Source organism: Peterkaempfera bronchialis, from assembly GCF_003258605.2.
Taxonomy (GTDB): domain Bacteria; phylum Actinomycetota; class Actinomycetes; order Streptomycetales; family Streptomycetaceae; genus Peterkaempfera; species Peterkaempfera bronchialis.
Map to the genome: position 1 here is coordinate 4,273,816 of NZ_CP031264.1, position 15,709 is coordinate 4,289,524.

Sequence of the window (15,709 nt, forward strand, 5' to 3'; positions counted from 1 at the left end):
CCTGGTGCCGGGCGGAGCCGCCCCCGCGCAACGCGGGTGTGCACACAGAGCCCCCTCGGCCGACTCCCGTCGGCCGAGGGGGCTCTGTGCTGTGCTGTCCCGGCAGGTGATGTCCAGGGCGTCAGTCGCCCTTGATGGCCTCCAGCACGTTGATCCGGGAGGCCCGGCGGGCCGGCCAGACCGCCGCCAGCAGGCCGATCACCGCGGCGCCCGCCAGCAGGTACGCCACCTGCGTGAGCGGCACCACCGTGGTGAGACCGGACAGGTTCTCCTTGAGGGTGCCGTTCACCGCCCAGGCGAGGAAGATGCCGAGGCCGATCCCCAGCACCGCGCCGAAGAGCGAGATCACCAGCGACTCCAGCCGGACCATCCGCTTCACCCCGGCCCGGTCCAGGCCGATCGCCCGCAGCATGCCGATCTCCCGGCGGCGCTCGAAGACCGACATCGCCAGGGTGTTCACCACGCCGAGCACCGCGATCAGCACGGCCATCGCCAGCAGCCCGTACAGCAGATTGAGCAGAAAGCTGATCACCTGGCTGAAGCCCGCCCGGATCTCGTCCTGGTTCTGCACCTTGATCAGCGGGTTGTCACCGGTGGCCGCCTTGACCGCGCGTTGCAGGGAGTCGCTCTCCCCATGCGCGCCCTTGAGCAGCACCTGGCTGACGCCGGACTCCTTCCTGTGCCGGTCCAGTACCCGGTTGTCCAGCACCAGCGACGAGACCATGCCGTTCTTCTCATAGACGCCCCCCACCGTCAGCCGCGCCGTGGACCCGTCCGGGTAGCGCGCCTGCACGGTGGAGCCGGTGTGCCAGCCCCGTTCGGCGGCCACATCGGCCCGGACCAGCAGCTGCCCCTGGGCCAGGGCGGCGGTGGAGCCGCTGCGCAGGCGCAGCGCGACCAGCCGGTCGAAGGCCGCCGCGTCCACCCCGGAGAGCGGGCGGGTACGGCCGCCCAGGTCGAGCTGGGCGGACGTCATGGCGCCGACGGCGGAGACATCCGGCACCTTGGCGATCTCCCTGGCGACCTCGGGGGAGAGGTCGGAGTAGTTCGCCATGGAGACCAGGTAGTCGGCCTTGAGGTCACCGGTGACGGCCTTGTCCACCGCGTGGTTCACCGAGCTGCCGATCACCGACAGCGCGCTGATCAGGGTGATGCCGATGGTCAGCGCCGAGGCGGTGGCGGCGGTGCGGCGCGGGTTGCGTACCGCGTTCTGCCGGGCGAGCCGGCCGGAGACCCCGAAGGCCCCGCTGAGCAGCGGCGTGGCGAGCGCGATCACCGGGCGGGAGAGCAGCGGGGTGAGGACGAAGACGCCGATCAGGGTGAGGAACGCGCCTGCGGCGATCGGCATCCGGCCGTCGCTGCCGCCGGTGGACGCGCCGTACACGATGGCGGCCACGCCCAGCGCGGTCATCGCCGCGCCGATGGAGTTGCGGACCAGCAGGCTCTTCTGGGTGGCGGGCAGCTCGGCGCTGCTCATCGCCGCCACCGGCGGGATCCTGGATGCGCGACGGGCGGGCAGCCAGGCCGCGAGCAGTGTGACCAGGGTGCCGACGGCCAGCGAGACCAGCACCGTGGCCGGGGTGACGACCAGCGGCCCGTCGGGCAGCGGGGCGTCCAGGGCGCCCATCACCGCGCGCATGGCCGCCGCGATGCCGATGCCCGCCGCAAGACCGGCCAGCGAGGCGGCGGCGCCCACCGCGAATGCCTCGGCCAGCACCGAGCGGGTCACCTGGCGGCGGCTGGCGCCGACCGCGCGGAGCAGCGCCAGCTCCCGGGTGCGCTGGGCGACCAGCATGGTGAAGGTGTTGGCGATGATGAAGACGCCGACGAAGAGCGCGATCCCGGCGAAGGCGAGCAGCGCGGTGGAGAGCGAGTCGGTCGAGCGGGCGATCTGCTCGGCCTGGTCGTCGGCGAGCTGCTGCCCGGTCTCGGCCCGGATGGTGTGGCTCTTGGGCAGCAGCTTCTCGACCCGGGTGAGCAGTGCGGCCTGGGAGGTGCCAGGGGCGGCGGCGACGTCGATCTCGCCGAAGCGGCCGGGGGAGAGGTAGAGCCGCTGCGCGGTGGCGGTGTCGAAGAGGACCAGGGAGCCGCCGGAGGAGACCCGGGGGTCGTCGGTGTGGAAGACACCGGTCAGCCTGAGCCGCATCACCGGCCCGTTGACGGCGACCCGCACGGTGTCGCCGACCTGGAGTCCGCCCTTCTCGGCGGTCCTGGTGTCCAACGCGATCTCGCCCGGGCCCGACGGGCCGTGGCCCTCGGCCATGGGGTAGCGGGAGTCCCGGCCGCCGTCGCCGGGCACGAAGTTGGTACCGGTGGTCGACCAGCCGTCGCCTATCAGGTCGCCCTTGCGGTCGGCGACCCCGGCGAAGCCGTCGACCACGCCCCGGGCGCGGGCCACGCCCTCGGTGGCGGTGATCCGCTTCAGGGTGTCGGCGGTGAGCGTGGCGCCGCTGCGGTTCTTCTCGGCGGAGTCGGCGTAGGCGGAGGCCGAGCGGTCGGTGATGGCGACGGAGACGTCGGAGAAGCTCTTGGAGGCGCTGTTCCTCAGCGCCTGGCCGAGGGTGTCGGTGAAGACCAGGGTGCCGGCCACGAAGGCGATGCCGAGCAGTACGGCGAGCGCCGTCATCAGCAGTCTGGTCTTGTGCGCGAGGACATTGCGCAGTGCGGTGCGGAGCATGGGTGCGGATCCTGTCGGTGCGGGTCCTGGTCGGTGCCGGCCCTGTCGGCGCGGTACCGGCGGCGGTCAGCTGGTGCGGCCCTTGGCGTCGAAACGCCGCATGCGGTCGAGCACGCCGTCGGCGGTGGGGCGGTCGAGCTCGTCCACGATCCGGCCGTCGGCCAGGAAGACCACCCGGTCCGCGTAGGAGGCGGCCACCGGGTCGTGAGTGACCATCACCACGGTCTGGCCCAGCTCGCGGACCGAGTTCCGCAGAAAGGCGAGGATCTCGGCACCGGAGCGGGAGTCCAGGTTGCCGGTGGGCTCGTCGGCGAAGACGATCTCCGGTCGACCGGCCAGCGCGCGGGCGCAGGCCACCCGCTGCTGCTGGCCGCCGGAGAGCTGGGAGGGGCGGTGGGAGAGCCGGCCGGAGAGGCCCACGGTCTCGATCACCCGGTCCAGCCACTCCTTGTCGGGCTTGCGGCCGGCGATGTCCATGGGGAGGGTGATGTTCTCCAGCGCGGTCAGGGTGGGCAGCAAATTGAACGCCTGGAAGACGAACCCGACATGGTCGCGGCGGAGCCGGGTCAGGTCCTTGTCCTTCAGCCCGACCAGCTCGGTGTCGCCGATGGTGGTGGACCCGCCGGAGACCGTGTCCAGACCGGCCATGCAGTGCATCAGGGTCGACTTGCCGGAGCCGGAGGGGCCCATGATCGCGGTGAACTCACCACGGTGGAACTCCACGCTCACCTGGTCCAGCGCGACGACGCGGGTCTCGCCCTCGCCGTACACCTTGCTGAGCGCGGTGGCGCGGGCGGCGGCCCGCCCGGTGATGACGGGGGCGGCGGTCGTGGTCACGGAGGGCTCCTGGAGGTGGGTGGATTCCGGGTCACTCCATGCTCCGGTGCGCCACCCCCGCCAACCGTCGCCCGGGCGGAGGGTTGGCCCCACCGCCTCGCGGCGTAGAGGGTCGTACACGGCCTCCTCCCCCGGGATGACACGGCCCCGAGAGACCAGGTCGTGCGGTGGAGGCCCGGGGGCGTCCAAGACAGGCTAATGATGCGTCAGATCACATGAAAACAAGACAACTTCGGCTGCTGTGTGCATGCAGTGCATGCCCCACCCCACTAGGCTCGGAAGTGCCCCCGCGAGGGGGGAGTGGGGTGTGTGCCCGGATGGTGGAATGCAGACACGGGCAGCTTAAAACTGCTTGGCCGAGAGGTCGTGCCGGTTCGAATCCGGCTCCGGGCACCCCCGCCGTGACCGGCATTCCGTCATGGCGTGCATCGTGGGGAGGCCAGGTCCGGTGAGGTCTCCGGCTGTGTCCGGGCGCCGACCTACGACGGCAGGGCGGCCAGTGCCGCATCCCACGGGAACCCGTCCGGCTGCCCCTGCCCCGGCGCGTTCGGCACGAACCCGCCCTCGCCCAGCAGCACCCGCACCCCGACCCCGCGCAGCGCCTCGACGCTGCGGTCGAACTGCGGGTGCGCGAGGAACGCGGAGTTCACGCAGGGCATGGTCACCAGCGGGATCCGCTTCCCGATCGCCTCGGCCGCGAAGCCCACGACGAAGTGGTCCGTGATCCCCAGCGCCCACTGGTTCAGCGTGTTGAAGGTCGCCGGAGCCACCAGCGCCGCATCGGCCGGTGGCCATACGTCCGGCTCGCCCGGCAGCTTGTACTGCGAACGCACCGGGTGCCCGGTGTGATCCGCCAGGGCAGGGATGTCCCGCTCCAACCAGCGCGCCGCCGTCGGCGTGAGCCCCACGCACACCTCCCACCCGTCCTCCTGCGCGCGCCGTACGACGTCGGGCAGTTGGAACACCGGCGGGGCGGCGCAGCCGATCAGGTACAGCACACGAGTCACCGTCATGTCGCCCAGCCAACCCGGCCCCGGGCCGACCGTGCAACCGCATGTCTTCGGGTTGGCCCAGGGCGTGGACGGCGGCGGCTGGGAGGACGAGGCGTCGTGGAACAAGCCGATGAAGGCGGGCGCCAGCGAGGCCCTGCGTGACGCTCGCGCCGAGCTGGCCGGCGTCGCGGACTGGCGGGCGGACGACCTGAAGGCCGTCCTGCTCGCCATCGGTGAGAAGCACGGGCTGAAGCTGGGCAAGGCCCAGGCGCCCATCCGGGTCGCGGTCACCGGCCGGACGCTCGGACTGCCGCTGCTCGAGGGTCACCTGCTCGGTGGCCGGGGCGAGCGCGGCCAGCATGGTCAGCGCCTCGACGCGGGGGCCGAGCAGCGAGTCGTTGACGAAGAGCGAGTCGAATCCCAGGCGTTCGGCCCGGCGGCCGAAGGCGACCAGCTCGCGAGGGTCGTCACCTGGGCCCCACTGGGCGGCGCCGGTCGGAAGCAGTACACCGATGTCCATGCCGACGAGCCTCACGGCCGGCGCGAAGGGCGGCAATTCCCCGCTGGGAATAGGCGTTCAGCTGCTCACCCCCGCCCCAGCCCCGCGCCGCTGCCCGCCGTCCGCCGCGACACCGCGTCGGACTGCCCCGGGGTGCATGGCCTGCCCTTTACCAGGGCATTACCATTGCCGTGCGGGCAGCACCGAGCCGCCCTGGGAGGAAACACATGAGGAGCAGCAACCCGGTCTTCTCGCGGCAGGGAGCCTTCACCCGCGACACCGGATACGCGGGCTTCGGGCCGTCGCAGTCCACCGGGCCGCAGCCGCAGAGCCCGTCCGGCGGCAACCCGTACGCCAACAACCCCTACGACCAGCAGCAGCCGCTCACCGACGAGCAGTTGCAGCAGATGTACCAGGCACCCCCGGCCGGTCCGCTGGAGACCGGGCGGATGACCATGGACGACGTGGTGGCCCGTACGGCCATGACGCTGCTCACCCTGGTCGCGGGCGGTGCGGTGGCCTGGTTCGCCATCCCGGTCGGCAGCTACGGCATCGCCATGGGCGCGGCGCTGGCCGCCTTTGTGGTCGCCATGGTGATCAACTTCCGGCGCTCCATCAGCCCGGCGCTGGTGCTCACCTACGCGGGACTGGAGGGGGTCTTCCTCGGGGCGATCAGCAAGGCGCTCAACACCTACTTCTCGGGCATCGCCATCCAGGCGGTGCTGGGCACCGCAGCCGTCTTCGCCGGCATGCTGCTCGCCTACCGCTCCGGGCGGATCCGGGTGACCGCGCGCTACCAGCGGATCGGCATGGCCGTGGCCCTGGGGTTCGTGCTGCTGATGGTGGTCAACATGGTGGCGGCCATGTTCGGCGCCGACATGGGTCTGCGCTCCGGCCCGCTGGGCATCCTGGTGGGCGTGCTCGGGATCGGGCTCGGCGCCTTCTTCCTCTCGCTGGACTTCCACGAGATCGAGCAGGGCATCCGGGGCGGCGCCCCGGAGCGCGAGGCGTGGCGGGCCGCCTTCGGCCTGACCCTCTCGCTGGTCTGGATCTACCTGGAGATGCTGCGGCTGATCGCCATCCTGCGCGGAGACGACTGAGCCGTCCGGCAGCGCGGAGGGCCTGGGAGCCGATGGCTCCCGGGCCCTCTGGCGTATGGGGGTGAGGGTGATGGTTCGCGGGTGGTACGGGGGTTCTTCCGAGGTGGGTCGAGGGGAACCGGGGATCGGACGGGGAGCGCTGCTCAGGCGAGCTTCCGCGCGGCCCTCCGCAGGTCGTGCTCGTGCACGATGGCCTTGGCATAGCCGTACGAGATGCCGTACTCGCGGCGGAGCCAGTCGATCTTCTCCTCACAGCGGGTGAGGCCCGGTCCGTCGTCGACGGCCTTGAGCCAGTCGCTGATCTCGCGGCCGGTGACCGCCGGGATCCTGGAGAGGAGGTTCTGATGGGTCGCTGCGGAGTACATGAGGGACATGGGCGCCTCCGGTTGAGCGGTCCGTCCTCCCACCGTGCCTGAGGTCGGAACCCTTGGCAACACTCGCCGTCCGGGCGGTGCGCGGAAGGGGACGGGCGGTCCTCGTTGCACGCCTGCTTACCCACCATTCGCCCGGTTGACGCCTGCCCCTCGGCGAACCGCCGCAGGTGCCCGGTTACGCTCGCCCCATGCCCGATCCCGCCCCGCTGCTCACCGCCGTCGACCGGCTGGCCGACCGTTTCCGCTCGATGCCGCAGAGCAGGCTGGCGGCGCCGGTGCCCGGCCACCCCTCGCGGGCGGCGGCGGTGCTCGCCCTGGCCCGGCGGCTGGCCGAGCACGCACAGGCGGTGGAGGAGCAGGGTACGGAGACGCGGCGGCTGCCGGACGCGGGCCCCTTCGCCTGCGGTGACCAGCTCGCCGTGGCCGGCCACGACCTCGCCGCCGCGCTGGCCGACCTGCCCCCGGACGCCCCCGTCACCACCCAGGACGGCGCCCGGTCCACGGCGGCCGGAGTCCTGGCGGACGCGGTCGCGGCGGTGGGCGCCACAGCGGAACTGGTGGCCTGAGCCGGGTGGTCCGAGCCTGAGCCGTCAGAGGCTGGCGACGACCCGGTCGGCCAGCACGTACACGGTGCCCTCACCGGTGGCGAAGGTCAGCGAGTAGGAGCCGGAGAAGCGCGAACCGCCGAGCAGCCGCACCTCATCCCCGCAGCGCACCGCCTCGATCAGCCGCTCCGCCGACTCCCGGTCGCCGGGGGCCACGCAGAGGGTGGTGCCGTCCGCGAACGCGTAGACGTCCAGGGTGCCCAGCGGGCCGGGGCGGACGTCGGTGAGGGCGGTGCCGTCGCCGGAGAGCCGGTTGAGGGTGGAGTCGGTCCACTCCCGGGACGGCGCCTGGCCGGGTACGAAGTCCGGGTGCGAGGGGTGGCGGCGCGGGTCGGGGGCGGTCGGCGCGGGCTCCGCCTGCACCTCCAGGTCGGCCGGGGCACCGGCGCCGCTCTGTACGGGGTGGCCGGTACGCATTCCGTTGCCCTCGGCGATCAGCTCCTCCAGCGCGGTCCGCAGCGCATCCGCGAACTCCGGGTCCATCCGCTCGGTGGCGGCGGTGTGCGGGAAGTCCTCGGCGCTCTCCGGGGCGTCCTGCGGGCCGGTCGGCCGGGGGAAGTACAGCGGCCAGCCGTCCACCGGATCGGCGCCGCTGAACGGGGTGTCGAAGAGCGGCGCGTCCTCCGCCGACCGGGCCTCCTGCTCGGCCCAGAAGGCGCGCGCCTCGGCGACCTCCCGCTCGCGGTCCTCGGCCAGGGCGGCGGCGACCGCCGTCCTTATCGCGGCGTCGTCCGGCGCGGGGACGGTGGCCGGGGGCGCCGCGCCGGCGGCGGTGGCGGCGTCGAGGCGTCGCGACAGGCCGCGTACATGGACCAGCAGCCCTGCCGTGAGGACGAGCAGGAGCAGCAGCAGGACGGTGCACACGGCGTTCACGGAACGTACTCCTCGCGCGGAGCTGAACGGGGGATCACCACCACAGTGCCGTATGCGCGCGCGTGACGTCAGGGGAAGGAGTCCGCTTCGTGAGTGAGCTGTGACCTTGTCCATGTCGACGCAGGTGGACGTGGTATACGGGGCGGAGTCGAGTGACTGCGGGCCGTCGATCGAATGGCGTCGCACGGGTGCGCAGAGGGCTGGATCAGCTTCTCCATGTGATCCAGCCCTCAAACACGAAGTGTCACGCCAAACGGGTGACTCCCCCCGCTGCGGCTCAGCTCAGCCGCTCTCAGCTCAGCCGCTCGATCACCATGGCCATGCCCTGCCCCCCGCCCACGCACATGGTCTCCAGGCCGAACTGCTTGTCGTGCCACTGGAGCGAGTTGATCAGGGTGGTGGTGATGCGTGCGCCGGTCATGCCGAAGGGGTGGCCCACGGCGATGGCGCCGCCGTTGACGTTCAGCCGGTCGAGGTCGATGCCCAGGTCGCGGTAGGACGGGATGACCTGCGCGGCGAAGGCTTCGTTGATCTCCACCAGGTCGATGTCGCCGATGGCCAGCCCGGCCCGCCGCAGGGCCTGCCGGGAGGCTTCGACCGGGCCGTACCCCATGATCTCGGGGGAGAGCCCGGAGACGCCGGTGGAGACCACCCGCGCCAGCGGGGTGATGCCCAGCTCCCGCGCCTTGGTGTCGGACATGATGACCAGCGCGGCGGCGCCGTCGTTCAGCGGGCAGCAGTTGCCGGCGGTGACGGTCCCGTCCGGGCGGAAGACCGGCTTGAGCCCGGAGACGCCCTCCAGGGTGACGCCGGCGCGCGGGCCGTCGTCGGCGGAGACCACGGTGCCGTCCGGGGTGGTGACCGGGGTGATCTCGCGGGCCCAGAAGCCGTCCTGGATGGCCTTCTCGGCGAGGTTCTGCGACCGCACGCCGAACTCGTCCTGCTCGGCGCGGGTGATGCCCTTGAGCCGGGCCAGGTTCTCGGCGGTCTGGCCCATCGCGATGTACGCGTCGGGCAGCAGGCCGTCCTCGCGCGGGTCGTGCCACTCGTCGGAGCCATGGGCGGCGCGCTCGGCGGTACGGGCCCTGGCCTGGGCGAAGACCGGGTTCTCGGTGTCGGGCAGGCCGTCCGAGGTGCCCTTGACGCTGCGGGAGACGGTCTCCACACCGGCCGAGACGAAGACGTCGCCCTCGCCCGCCCGGATGGCGTGCAGCGCCATCCGGGTGGTCTGCAACGACGAGGAGCAGTAGCGGGTGACCGTACAGCCGGGCAGGTGGTCCATCCCCAGCTGTACGGCGACGATCCGGCCCAGGTTGAAGCCCTGCTCGCCGCCGGGCAGGCCGCAGCCCAGCATCAGGTCGTCGATCTCGCGCGGGTCCAGCTGGGGCACCCGGTCCAGGGCGGCACGCACGATGGAGGCGGTGAGGTCGTCCGGGCGGACGTCCTTGAGCGACCCCTTGAAGGCCCGGCCGATGGGTGAGCGGGCGGCGCTGACGATGACGGCTTCGGGCACGGTGACTCCTCGGGGGACAGGACAGCCGGGCGGCCAGTCGGCCACGGCCGTAAGCTACCGCTTAGTACCACGGTCGTCACCCAGCGCGGCATGTGAGCTGGGCGACGTTCCCGCTCTCCCCCCGTCCGGCCCCCTGCCCGGCCCCTCGTCCGGCCTCTCGTCCGGGCCCCCGTTCGGGCCCGCCTGCCCCGCCTCCGCCGCCGTGGGCTCCGACGTCATCGGCAGCCGCTGCCGCCGCCGGTGCCGGATCAGCGCCCAGCGCCCCAGCGGGCCGCTCGGCGAGCCGCCCGGAGCCGCTGCCGCGACCTCCGTACCGGACCGCCCGGCGGCCTCCGCCGCAGCCACCGCCACCGGCAGCACACCCTCGCCGCGCCGCGCGTCCGGCCGCTCCTCCTCCGGCCAGAGGCCCAGCGCCGCACAGAGCGAGGGCAGCACGGCCATCGCGGCGGTGCCGTACCCCTGCGCCGACGGGTGGTAGCGGTCGGCCGCGAACAGCTCCCGGCGGGTGGCGAACTCCGGCCCCAGCAGCGACCCCAGGGAGACGCTCCGGCCGCCCGCCTCCACCACCGCAATGGTCTGCGCCGCCGCCAGCTGCCGGCTCAGCCGCCGCGCCACCCAGCGCAGCGGCGGCCGTACGGGCTCGATGGTGCCCAGGTCAGGGCAGGTGCCCACGACCACCTCGCAGCCCGCCCCGCGCAGCCGCCGCACCGCCTCGCCGAGCAGCCGCACCGACTCCACCAGCGGCATCCGATGGGTCACGTCATTGGCCCCGATGATGATCACGGCCACATCGGGGACGGTCTCCAGTGCCAGGTCCACCTGCCGGTCCAGGTCGCTGGAGCGGGCCCCCGACAGCGCCACATTGACCAGCCGCACCCGCCGCTCGGCGACCGACGCCAGCCCGGCCGCCAGCAGCGCGCCCGGCGTCTCATGGCCGCGCAGCACCCCCAGCCCGGCGGCGGTGGAGTCGCCCAGGAAGGCCAGCACCAGCGGGGGAGCCGCCGCCTGCGGCCCGTCGGCGAAGGCGCCGCCGTAGACCCCGTCGGCCTTCGGCGGGTCGGCTCCGAGCGCCCCCACGGCCCGCTCGGCGAACTTGGCCTCGGTGACCAGCAGGCCGACGACGCCGACGCCGAGCAGCCCGATCCCGCCGCCGCCGTACGCAGCCGCCGCCGCGATCCGCCGTGCCACCCGTGCCCGCGACATCCACCAACCCCCTCACCCGGTCCCGGTCCGATCTCTCACTGGCTGCATACCCAGCGCCGCACCGGGCTACCGCGTGTGCGCCCCGGGTGATCACCACCGGGCCGGGGCGTCGGCGCCCGGGACTCCGCACCTCTACCCTGACCGGTACAGACACACCCCGCTGCACCGATCTGTGCGCATCTGTTCCACATCCCGGGAGGACCCCCGTGCGGTACCACGAGTCGATCATCGAGTTGGTCGGCGACACGCCCCTGGTGAAACTCAACAAGGTCACCGAGGGAATCCAGGCGACCGTTCTCGCCAAGGTCGAGTACTTCAACCCCGGCGGCTCGGTGAAGGACCGCATCGCGATGCGGATGATCGAGGCCGCCGAGGAGTCCGGAGCGCTGCGGCCCGGCGGCACCATCGTCGAGCCCACCTCCGGCAACACCGGTATCGGGCTGGCCATCGTGGCGCAGCAGAAGGGCTACCGCTGCATCTTCGTCTGCCCGGACAAGGTCTCCACCGACAAGATCAACACCCTGCGGGCGTACGGCGCCGAGGTCGTGGTCTGCCCGACCGCGGTCGCCCCCGAGCACCCCGACTCGTACTACAACGTCTCCGACCGCCTGGTGCGGGAGACCCCCGGCGCCTGGAAGCCCGACCAGTACTCCAACCCGGAGAACCCGGCCTCCCACTACCACTCCACCGGCCCCGAGCTGTGGAAGCAGACCGAGGGCCGGATCACCCACTTCGTGGCGGGCGTCGGCACCGGCGGCACCATCTCCGGCACCGGCCGCTACCTCAAGGACGCCTCCGAGGGCCGGGTCACCGTGGTCGGCGCCGATCCGGAGGGCTCGGTCTACTCCGGCGGCACCGGCCGCCCGTACCTGGTGGAGGGCGTCGGCGAGGACTTCTGGCCGGAGGCGTACGACCGCACCGTCGCGGACGAGATCGTCGCCGTCTCCGACAAGGACTCCTTCCAGATGACCCGCCGCCTCGCCAAGGAGGAGGGCCTGCTGGTCGGCGGCTCCTGCGGGATGGCCGTGGTCGCCGCGCTGGAGGTCGCCCGCCGGCTCGGGCCCGACGACGTGGTGGTGGTGCTGCTGCCGGACGGCGGCCGCGGCTACCTCAGCAAGATCTTCAACGACGAGTGGATGGCGGACTACGGCTTCCTCTCCTCGCCCACCGAGGAGGCCACCGTCGGCGATGTGCTCGCCCGCAAGGACGCCGTGGAGCACGCCGGCATCCCGCAGTTCGTCCATATGCACCCCGGCGAGACGGTCGGCGAGGCGGTGCAGGTGCTGCGCGAGTACGGCGTCTCCCAGATGCCCGTGGTCTCGCCCGGCGCCGGCCACCCGGATGTGATGGCCGGTGAGGTCATCGGCGCGGTGGTGGAGCGGGAACTGCTGGACGGGCTCTTCACCCAGCGGGTGGAGCTCGGCGACCCGCTGGAGAAGCACATGTCGCCGCCGCTGCCGGTGGTCGGCTCCGGTGAGTCCGCCACCCGGCTGATGGCGGTGCTGGAGCGGGCCGACGCGGCGGTGGTGCTGGTCGACGGCAAGCCCCAGGGCATCGTCACCCGGCAGGACCTGCTGTCCTTCCTGGCCGACCGGGCGCACTGACCGGTACTCACGCTTCCGCCGTGCAAGTGGTACACCGACGTCACGTGTACGCAGCATGCGCTTAACAAGCGCCAGGCATCGTAGGAGTCACGGCAAGACGCCGAGCGTGGTGGCAGTGGATGGCGGGAGCGGCTCCCCGGCACCGCAGCCTCCAGGAGGGCGCGTCGGTCGGCCCTGACCCGGCCCACCGCGTCCCCGCCCGCAGGGGCCGTCGTCGTCCCGCCCCTGGTGGTCCCGACCGATCGCCAGGGTGCGACGGCTCCTGCGGCACCGCACGCCGCAGGGCGTGCCTCCGTGCTCCCGGGTGGGGGAGTGAGACGGAGACGGCAGGGCCGGTCCTGGTATCCAGGGCCGGCCCTCACCGTTGTTCCGTTGTTCCGTTGTTCCGTGTCCGGGTCTGCCGGTGTTTGGGTCTGCCCGAGCCCGGGTCAGCCCGCTTCCGGCGCCTCGCGGCGGCGTACCACCGCCAGCATCCCGGCGCCCACCACCAGCAACGCCGCCCCGCCCAGCAGATACGGGGTGGTGTCGACACCGCCGGTGTCCGCCAGCCGCAGCCCCGCCGCGCTCTGCGCCTCGGCCGCCCGTGCCGCCGAGCGCACCGCTGCCGACTCCGCCGCCGCCCGTTCCGCCAGCGCCTGCGTGGCCTTGTCCTGCCGGGCCGCCGCAACCTCCGCCGACGCATCCGAGGAGGCGGCGGAGGCCACCGGGCCGAGGATCAGCGCCAGCGCCACCGCACCGCCTGCCGCCGCAGCCGTGATCGTCAGCGGGCTGCGCTGGGCTGCCTTCCGCTCACCCACCGGATCTCCTCACGCCGTAGCCGACCCGGATCACCGTGCGGCGGGGACGCCTCCGGCCGGGCCGTTCGCACGATCGTAGTGAGCCCGGCGCCGCTTGGGTAGCGGCGGCCCCGGGCGGCGGTGCCGCAGCACCGCCCCGACTGGCCTACGCTCACTGCCATGACCAGCACCGACATCACCGAAGAGGGCGAGCCCCGCTTCGTCCGCCTGCACATCGAACTCGTCGCCCAGATCACCGACGTGGAGGCCCTCAAGGCCGCCGCCCTCCAGCAGGTGCAGAACGACGAGTACATGGACGACGACGAGCGGGCCCAGGCGGTGGAGGCCGTCGAGATCGACCCGTCCGGCTCGCTCGCCCACTTCGTGGACCCGCTGAAGCTGCTGGGCGAGGTCCCCGGCATCGAGCTGGCCCAGGCCACCTGGGAGTCCGCGCACACCGAGTTCGACCCCGAGAACGAGGACTGGGACCTGTACGAGTCCGGCGACGCCGCCGACGAGTGACCCGCGCCCTCCCGCCCCGCCCGGGGCGGGAGGGTCCGAACGGGCCTGTCGTGGAACGGAACGCCCGCGAACGACGAGCGCACCGGGAGCAGCGGAGGAGCAGCCCACCTTCTCCACCGCCGTCACCGAGCGCAGGGCGGTCCAGCAGGCCATCACCGTGCGGGCCGACCCGCCCGTCGAGATCGTCGGCCACTGGTTCGACGCCACCCGGCTGGACTTCCGGCCCGAGCGGTACTGGGCGCCCGGCACCAGGATCACCCTCCGGCTGCGGCTCAAGGACGTACGGGGGGGCCAAGGGCGTCTACGAGGCCTGAGCGGCTGGAACCTCGGCTGGGCCGAGTGGAAAGCCGGCAGCGCCCTCTGACCCGCCCGCGCCCCCGGCCATCCCGCCCGCCCGCGCAAAGCGGTGCCCCGGCGCGTGACTCGGGCTACCGTGCGCCCATGGCCTCGCAACCGCCCGCCCCCGTCACCCTGGACGGCCGCCACATCAGCCTGGAGCCGCTCACCCCGGCGCACGCCCCCGACCTGCACCTGGCCGGCGGCAACGACGACGAGGTGTGGCGCTGGCTGCCCGCCCTCACCCCCCGCTCCGAGGACGAGATGCGCCGCCTGGTGGAGCAGCGCCTCGCCCAGCAGGCCGCCGGCGAGGCCGCGGTCTTCGCGGTGGTCCCCCGGGGCACCTTCCGGCCGGTCGGCTGGATCGCCTACCTCGACATCTCGGCCACCGACGAGCGGGTGGACATCGGCTGGGACTGGGTTGCCCGCCCCTACCGCAACACCGCCGTCGCCGTCGAAGCCCATCTGCTGCTCCTCTACAACGCCTTCGAGACGCTGCGCTTCGGCCGCGTCCAGTGGCAGATCGACCATCAGGACTTCGCGGCCCAAGCCGTCATGGCCCGCATCGGAGGACTCCGCGAGGGCCCGCTGCGCCGCCACACCCGCCGCCTGGACGGCACCTGGCGGGACACCGTCGTCTACTCACTGCTCGCCCCCGAGTGGCCCGCCGTCAAGGAACGGGTCCGCGCCGGGCTGCTCCCCTGACCCAGCTCCCCTGACGCTGTTCCCCGACCCTGCTCCGACTGGCAGCTTTTCGACGCACCCTGACCGCAGGGCCACTGGAGGACGCCCACCCCCGCCCCCATCCTTGAACCATGATCACCCCCGACACCAAGGACTGGACCTGGGTGCTCCGGCGCCCCTGCTCCGAGTGCGGCTTCGACCCGGTAGCCGTCCCCCGCGAAGCCGTCGCCGACCTGCTCCGCGCCAACGCCGCCGCCTGGGCCGCCCTGCTCACCGCCGAGCCCGCCTCCCAACTGCGCCACCGCCCCCGCCCCGACGTCTGGTCACCCCTGGAGTACGCCTGCCATGTGCGGGACGTCTGCCGGATCTACACCACCCGCCTCGGGCTGATGCTCACCCAGGACAGCCCCCTCTTCGCCAACTGGGACCAGGACGAGACCGCTGTCGCCGACCGCTACGGCGAGCAGGACCCGGCCCGCGTCGCCCCCGAACTCACCGCCGCCGCCGACACCCTCGCCGCCGCCTTCGACCGCGTCTCCGGCGACCAGTGGCACCGCCCCGGCGACCGCAGCGACGGCGCCCACTTCACCGTGGAGTCCTTCGCCCGCTACTTCGTCCACGACCCCCTGCACCACCTCTGGGACGTCACCGGAGACCGGGTCGCCGCCTGACCACCGGCCGACCATGACCTCCGGGGTCATCGACCCCTCCCCGGCGCTGCGGCACGATCGGGACCGTCCACCGCATCGCCGCCCGAGGAGGCCGCCATGACCGCCTATGCCATCGCCCACCTCCGCAATCCGCAGTCGGACCACCCCGACGTCCTGGAGTACCTGCGCCGCATCGACGCCACCCTGGACCCCTTCGGCGGCCGGTTCGCCGTCCACGGCGCCGCCATGGAGGTGGTCGAGGGCGACTGGCCCGGCACCGTGGTCGTCATCGCCTTCCCCGACCTCGCCGCCGCCCGCGGCTGGTACGCCTCCCCTGCCTACCGCGAGATCCTGCCGCTGCGTACCGACCACATCGACGGCACCGCGATCCTGGTCGACGGCGTCGCCCCCGGCTACCGAGCCGCCGCCCTGTCCACCGCCAAGCCCGCCTGAGGAACCCTCCG

15 protein-coding genes, 1 tRNA gene and 3 pseudogenes are annotated in these 15,709 nt (G+C 72.9%); 10 read left to right on the plus strand and 9 right to left on the minus strand.

The genetic code is table 11. The annotated features are described in order from the left end of the window. Nucleotides 1-121 precede the first annotated feature (121 nt). Both C7M71_RS19045 and C7M71_RS19050 read right to left on the minus strand, forming a co-directional pair. Nucleotides 122-2,677 carry an ABC transporter permease gene (locus C7M71_RS19045; RefSeq protein WP_111490521.1) on the minus strand — a complete coding sequence of 852 codons (2,556 nt, stop codon included), beginning with the start codon at nucleotides 2,675-2,677 and terminating at the stop codon, nucleotides 122-124. 66 nt (nucleotides 2,678-2,743) lie between these two features. Then, nucleotides 2,744-3,514 carry an ABC transporter ATP-binding protein gene (locus C7M71_RS19050; protein ID WP_111490520.1) on the minus strand — a complete coding sequence of 257 codons (771 nt, stop codon included), beginning with the start codon at nucleotides 3,512-3,514 and terminating at the stop codon, nucleotides 2,744-2,746. Nucleotides 3,515-3,825: 311 nt separating this feature from the next. On the opposite strand from C7M71_RS19050, the gene C7M71_RS19055 reads away from it, so the two are divergent. Continuing rightward, nucleotides 3,826-3,907 (plus strand) — tRNA-Leu (locus tag C7M71_RS19055). Nucleotides 3,908-3,993: 86 nt separating this feature from the next. Here C7M71_RS19055 and C7M71_RS19060 read toward each other — a convergent pair. Further along, on the minus strand, nucleotides 3,994-4,527 hold the full coding sequence (locus tag C7M71_RS19060) for a flavoprotein (RefSeq protein WP_111490519.1): 534 nt from the start codon (nucleotides 4,525-4,527) through the stop codon (nucleotides 3,994-3,996). Nucleotides 4,528-4,609: 82 nt separating this feature from the next. Between C7M71_RS19060 and C7M71_RS19065 the strand changes: the two are divergent. After that, a pseudogene (locus C7M71_RS19065) lies at nucleotides 4,610-4,885 on the plus strand (glutamate--tRNA ligase); the annotation flags it as partial. Here the strand turns inward: C7M71_RS19065 and C7M71_RS19070 are convergent. Further along, nucleotides 4,886-5,026, minus strand: a pseudogene (locus tag C7M71_RS19070) (LLM class flavin-dependent oxidoreductase); the annotation flags it as partial. It abuts the pseudogene before it with no gap. A gap of 206 nt (nucleotides 5,027-5,232) precedes the next feature. Between C7M71_RS19070 and C7M71_RS19075 the strand changes: the two are divergent. Beyond that, nucleotides 5,233-6,105 (plus strand): Bax inhibitor-1/YccA family protein, encoded by an 873-nt coding sequence (locus tag C7M71_RS19075; protein WP_111490518.1) that lies wholly within the window; start codon nucleotides 5,233-5,235, stop codon nucleotides 6,103-6,105. A 143-nt stretch (nucleotides 6,106-6,248) separates the two neighbouring features. Here C7M71_RS19075 and C7M71_RS19080 read toward each other — a convergent pair whose 3' ends face one another. Continuing rightward, complete coding sequence (locus tag C7M71_RS19080) at nucleotides 6,249-6,479, minus strand: DUF4287 domain-containing protein (RefSeq protein ID WP_111490517.1); 231 nt, start codon at nucleotides 6,477-6,479, stop codon at nucleotides 6,249-6,251. A 188-nt stretch (nucleotides 6,480-6,667) separates the two neighbouring features. Here C7M71_RS19080 and C7M71_RS19085 point away from each other — a divergent pair, with 188 nt between their 5' ends. After that, a complete protein-coding gene (locus tag C7M71_RS19085; RefSeq protein ID WP_111490516.1) occupies nucleotides 6,668-7,045 on the plus strand; it encodes a hypothetical protein in 378 nt (125 codons plus the stop codon). Nucleotides 7,046-7,069: 24 nt separating this feature from the next. Here C7M71_RS19085 and C7M71_RS19090 read toward each other — a convergent pair whose 3' ends face one another. From C7M71_RS19090 to C7M71_RS19100, 3 genes are all read right to left on the minus strand, one after another. Beyond that, nucleotides 7,070-7,957, minus strand: a complete 888-nt coding sequence (locus C7M71_RS19090; RefSeq protein ID WP_111490515.1) for a hypothetical protein — start codon at nucleotides 7,955-7,957, stop codon at nucleotides 7,070-7,072. Nucleotides 7,958-8,249: 292 nt separating this feature from the next. Then, nucleotides 8,250-9,470, minus strand: a complete 1,221-nt coding sequence (locus tag C7M71_RS19095) for an acetyl-CoA C-acetyltransferase (protein WP_111490514.1) — start codon at nucleotides 9,468-9,470, stop codon at nucleotides 8,250-8,252. Nucleotides 9,471-9,524: 54 nt separating this feature from the next. Next, entirely contained in the window at nucleotides 9,525-10,673 is a 1,149-nt protein-coding gene (locus C7M71_RS19100) for an SGNH/GDSL hydrolase family protein (RefSeq protein WP_111490513.1), read from the minus strand. A gap of 206 nt (nucleotides 10,674-10,879) precedes the next feature. Here C7M71_RS19100 and C7M71_RS19105 point away from each other — a divergent pair, with 206 nt between their 5' ends. Further along, a complete protein-coding gene (locus tag C7M71_RS19105) occupies nucleotides 10,880-12,277 on the plus strand; it encodes a cystathionine beta-synthase (RefSeq protein WP_111490512.1) in 1,398 nt (465 codons plus the stop codon). Nucleotides 12,278-12,705: 428 nt separating this feature from the next. Here C7M71_RS19105 and C7M71_RS32700 read toward each other — a convergent pair whose 3' ends face one another. After that, complete coding sequence (locus C7M71_RS32700) at nucleotides 12,706-13,074, minus strand: LAETG motif-containing sortase-dependent surface protein (protein WP_111490511.1); 369 nt, start codon at nucleotides 13,072-13,074, stop codon at nucleotides 12,706-12,708. A gap of 159 nt (nucleotides 13,075-13,233) precedes the next feature. On the opposite strand from C7M71_RS32700, the gene C7M71_RS19115 reads away from it, so the two are divergent. The 5 genes and pseudogenes from C7M71_RS19115 (at nucleotide 13,234) to C7M71_RS19135 (ending at nucleotide 15,698) form a co-directional block, all read left to right on the plus strand. Further along, nucleotides 13,234-13,575 (plus strand): hypothetical protein, encoded by a 342-nt coding sequence (locus C7M71_RS19115; protein ID WP_111490510.1) that lies wholly within the window; start codon nucleotides 13,234-13,236, stop codon nucleotides 13,573-13,575. Between the two features lie 109 nt (nucleotides 13,576-13,684). Continuing rightward, nucleotides 13,685-13,873 (plus strand): annotated as a pseudogene (locus C7M71_RS19120) (Ig-like domain-containing protein); the annotation flags it as partial. Between the two features lie 143 nt (nucleotides 13,874-14,016). Then, nucleotides 14,017-14,616 (plus strand): GNAT family N-acetyltransferase, encoded by a 600-nt coding sequence (locus tag C7M71_RS19125; protein ID WP_111490509.1) that lies wholly within the window; start codon nucleotides 14,017-14,019, stop codon nucleotides 14,614-14,616. Between the two features lie 110 nt (nucleotides 14,617-14,726). After that, nucleotides 14,727-15,266 carry a DinB family protein gene (locus tag C7M71_RS19130; RefSeq protein WP_111490508.1) on the plus strand — a complete coding sequence of 180 codons (540 nt, stop codon included), beginning with the start codon at nucleotides 14,727-14,729 and terminating at the stop codon, nucleotides 15,264-15,266. Between the two features lie 96 nt (nucleotides 15,267-15,362). Further along, nucleotides 15,363-15,698, plus strand: a complete 336-nt coding sequence (locus C7M71_RS19135) for a DUF1330 domain-containing protein (protein ID WP_111490507.1) — start codon at nucleotides 15,363-15,365, stop codon at nucleotides 15,696-15,698. Nucleotides 15,699-15,709: the final 11 nt, after the last annotated feature.

Excerpts from the sequence above, each read along its gene's own strand:
- C7M71_RS19060 (WP_111490519.1), bottom strand. The coding sequence starts at position 4,527 with ATGACGGTGACTCGTGTGCTGTACCTGATCGGCTGCGCCGCCCCGCCG.
- C7M71_RS19125 (WP_111490509.1), top strand. The coding sequence starts at position 14,017 with ATGGCCTCGCAACCGCCCGCCCCCGTCACCCTGGACGGCCGCCACATC.
- C7M71_RS19085 (WP_111490516.1), top strand. The coding sequence starts at position 6,668 with ATGCCCGATCCCGCCCCGCTGCTCACCGCCGTCGACCGGCTGGCCGAC.
- C7M71_RS19130 (WP_111490508.1), top strand. The coding sequence starts at position 14,727 with ATGATCACCCCCGACACCAAGGACTGGACCTGGGTGCTCCGGCGCCCC.
- C7M71_RS19135 (WP_111490507.1), top strand. The coding sequence starts at position 15,363 with ATGACCGCCTATGCCATCGCCCACCTCCGCAATCCGCAGTCGGACCAC.
- C7M71_RS19045 (WP_111490521.1), bottom strand. The coding sequence starts at position 2,677 with ATGCTCCGCACCGCACTGCGCAATGTCCTCGCGCACAAGACCAGACTG.
- C7M71_RS19115 (WP_111490510.1), top strand. The coding sequence starts at position 13,234 with ATGACCAGCACCGACATCACCGAAGAGGGCGAGCCCCGCTTCGTCCGC.
- C7M71_RS19080 (WP_111490517.1), bottom strand. The coding sequence starts at position 6,479 with ATGTCCCTCATGTACTCCGCAGCGACCCATCAGAACCTCCTCTCCAGG.
- C7M71_RS19075 (WP_111490518.1), top strand. The coding sequence starts at position 5,233 with ATGAGGAGCAGCAACCCGGTCTTCTCGCGGCAGGGAGCCTTCACCCGC.
- C7M71_RS19100 (WP_111490513.1), bottom strand. The coding sequence starts at position 10,673 with ATGTCGCGGGCACGGGTGGCACGGCGGATCGCGGCGGCGGCTGCGTAC.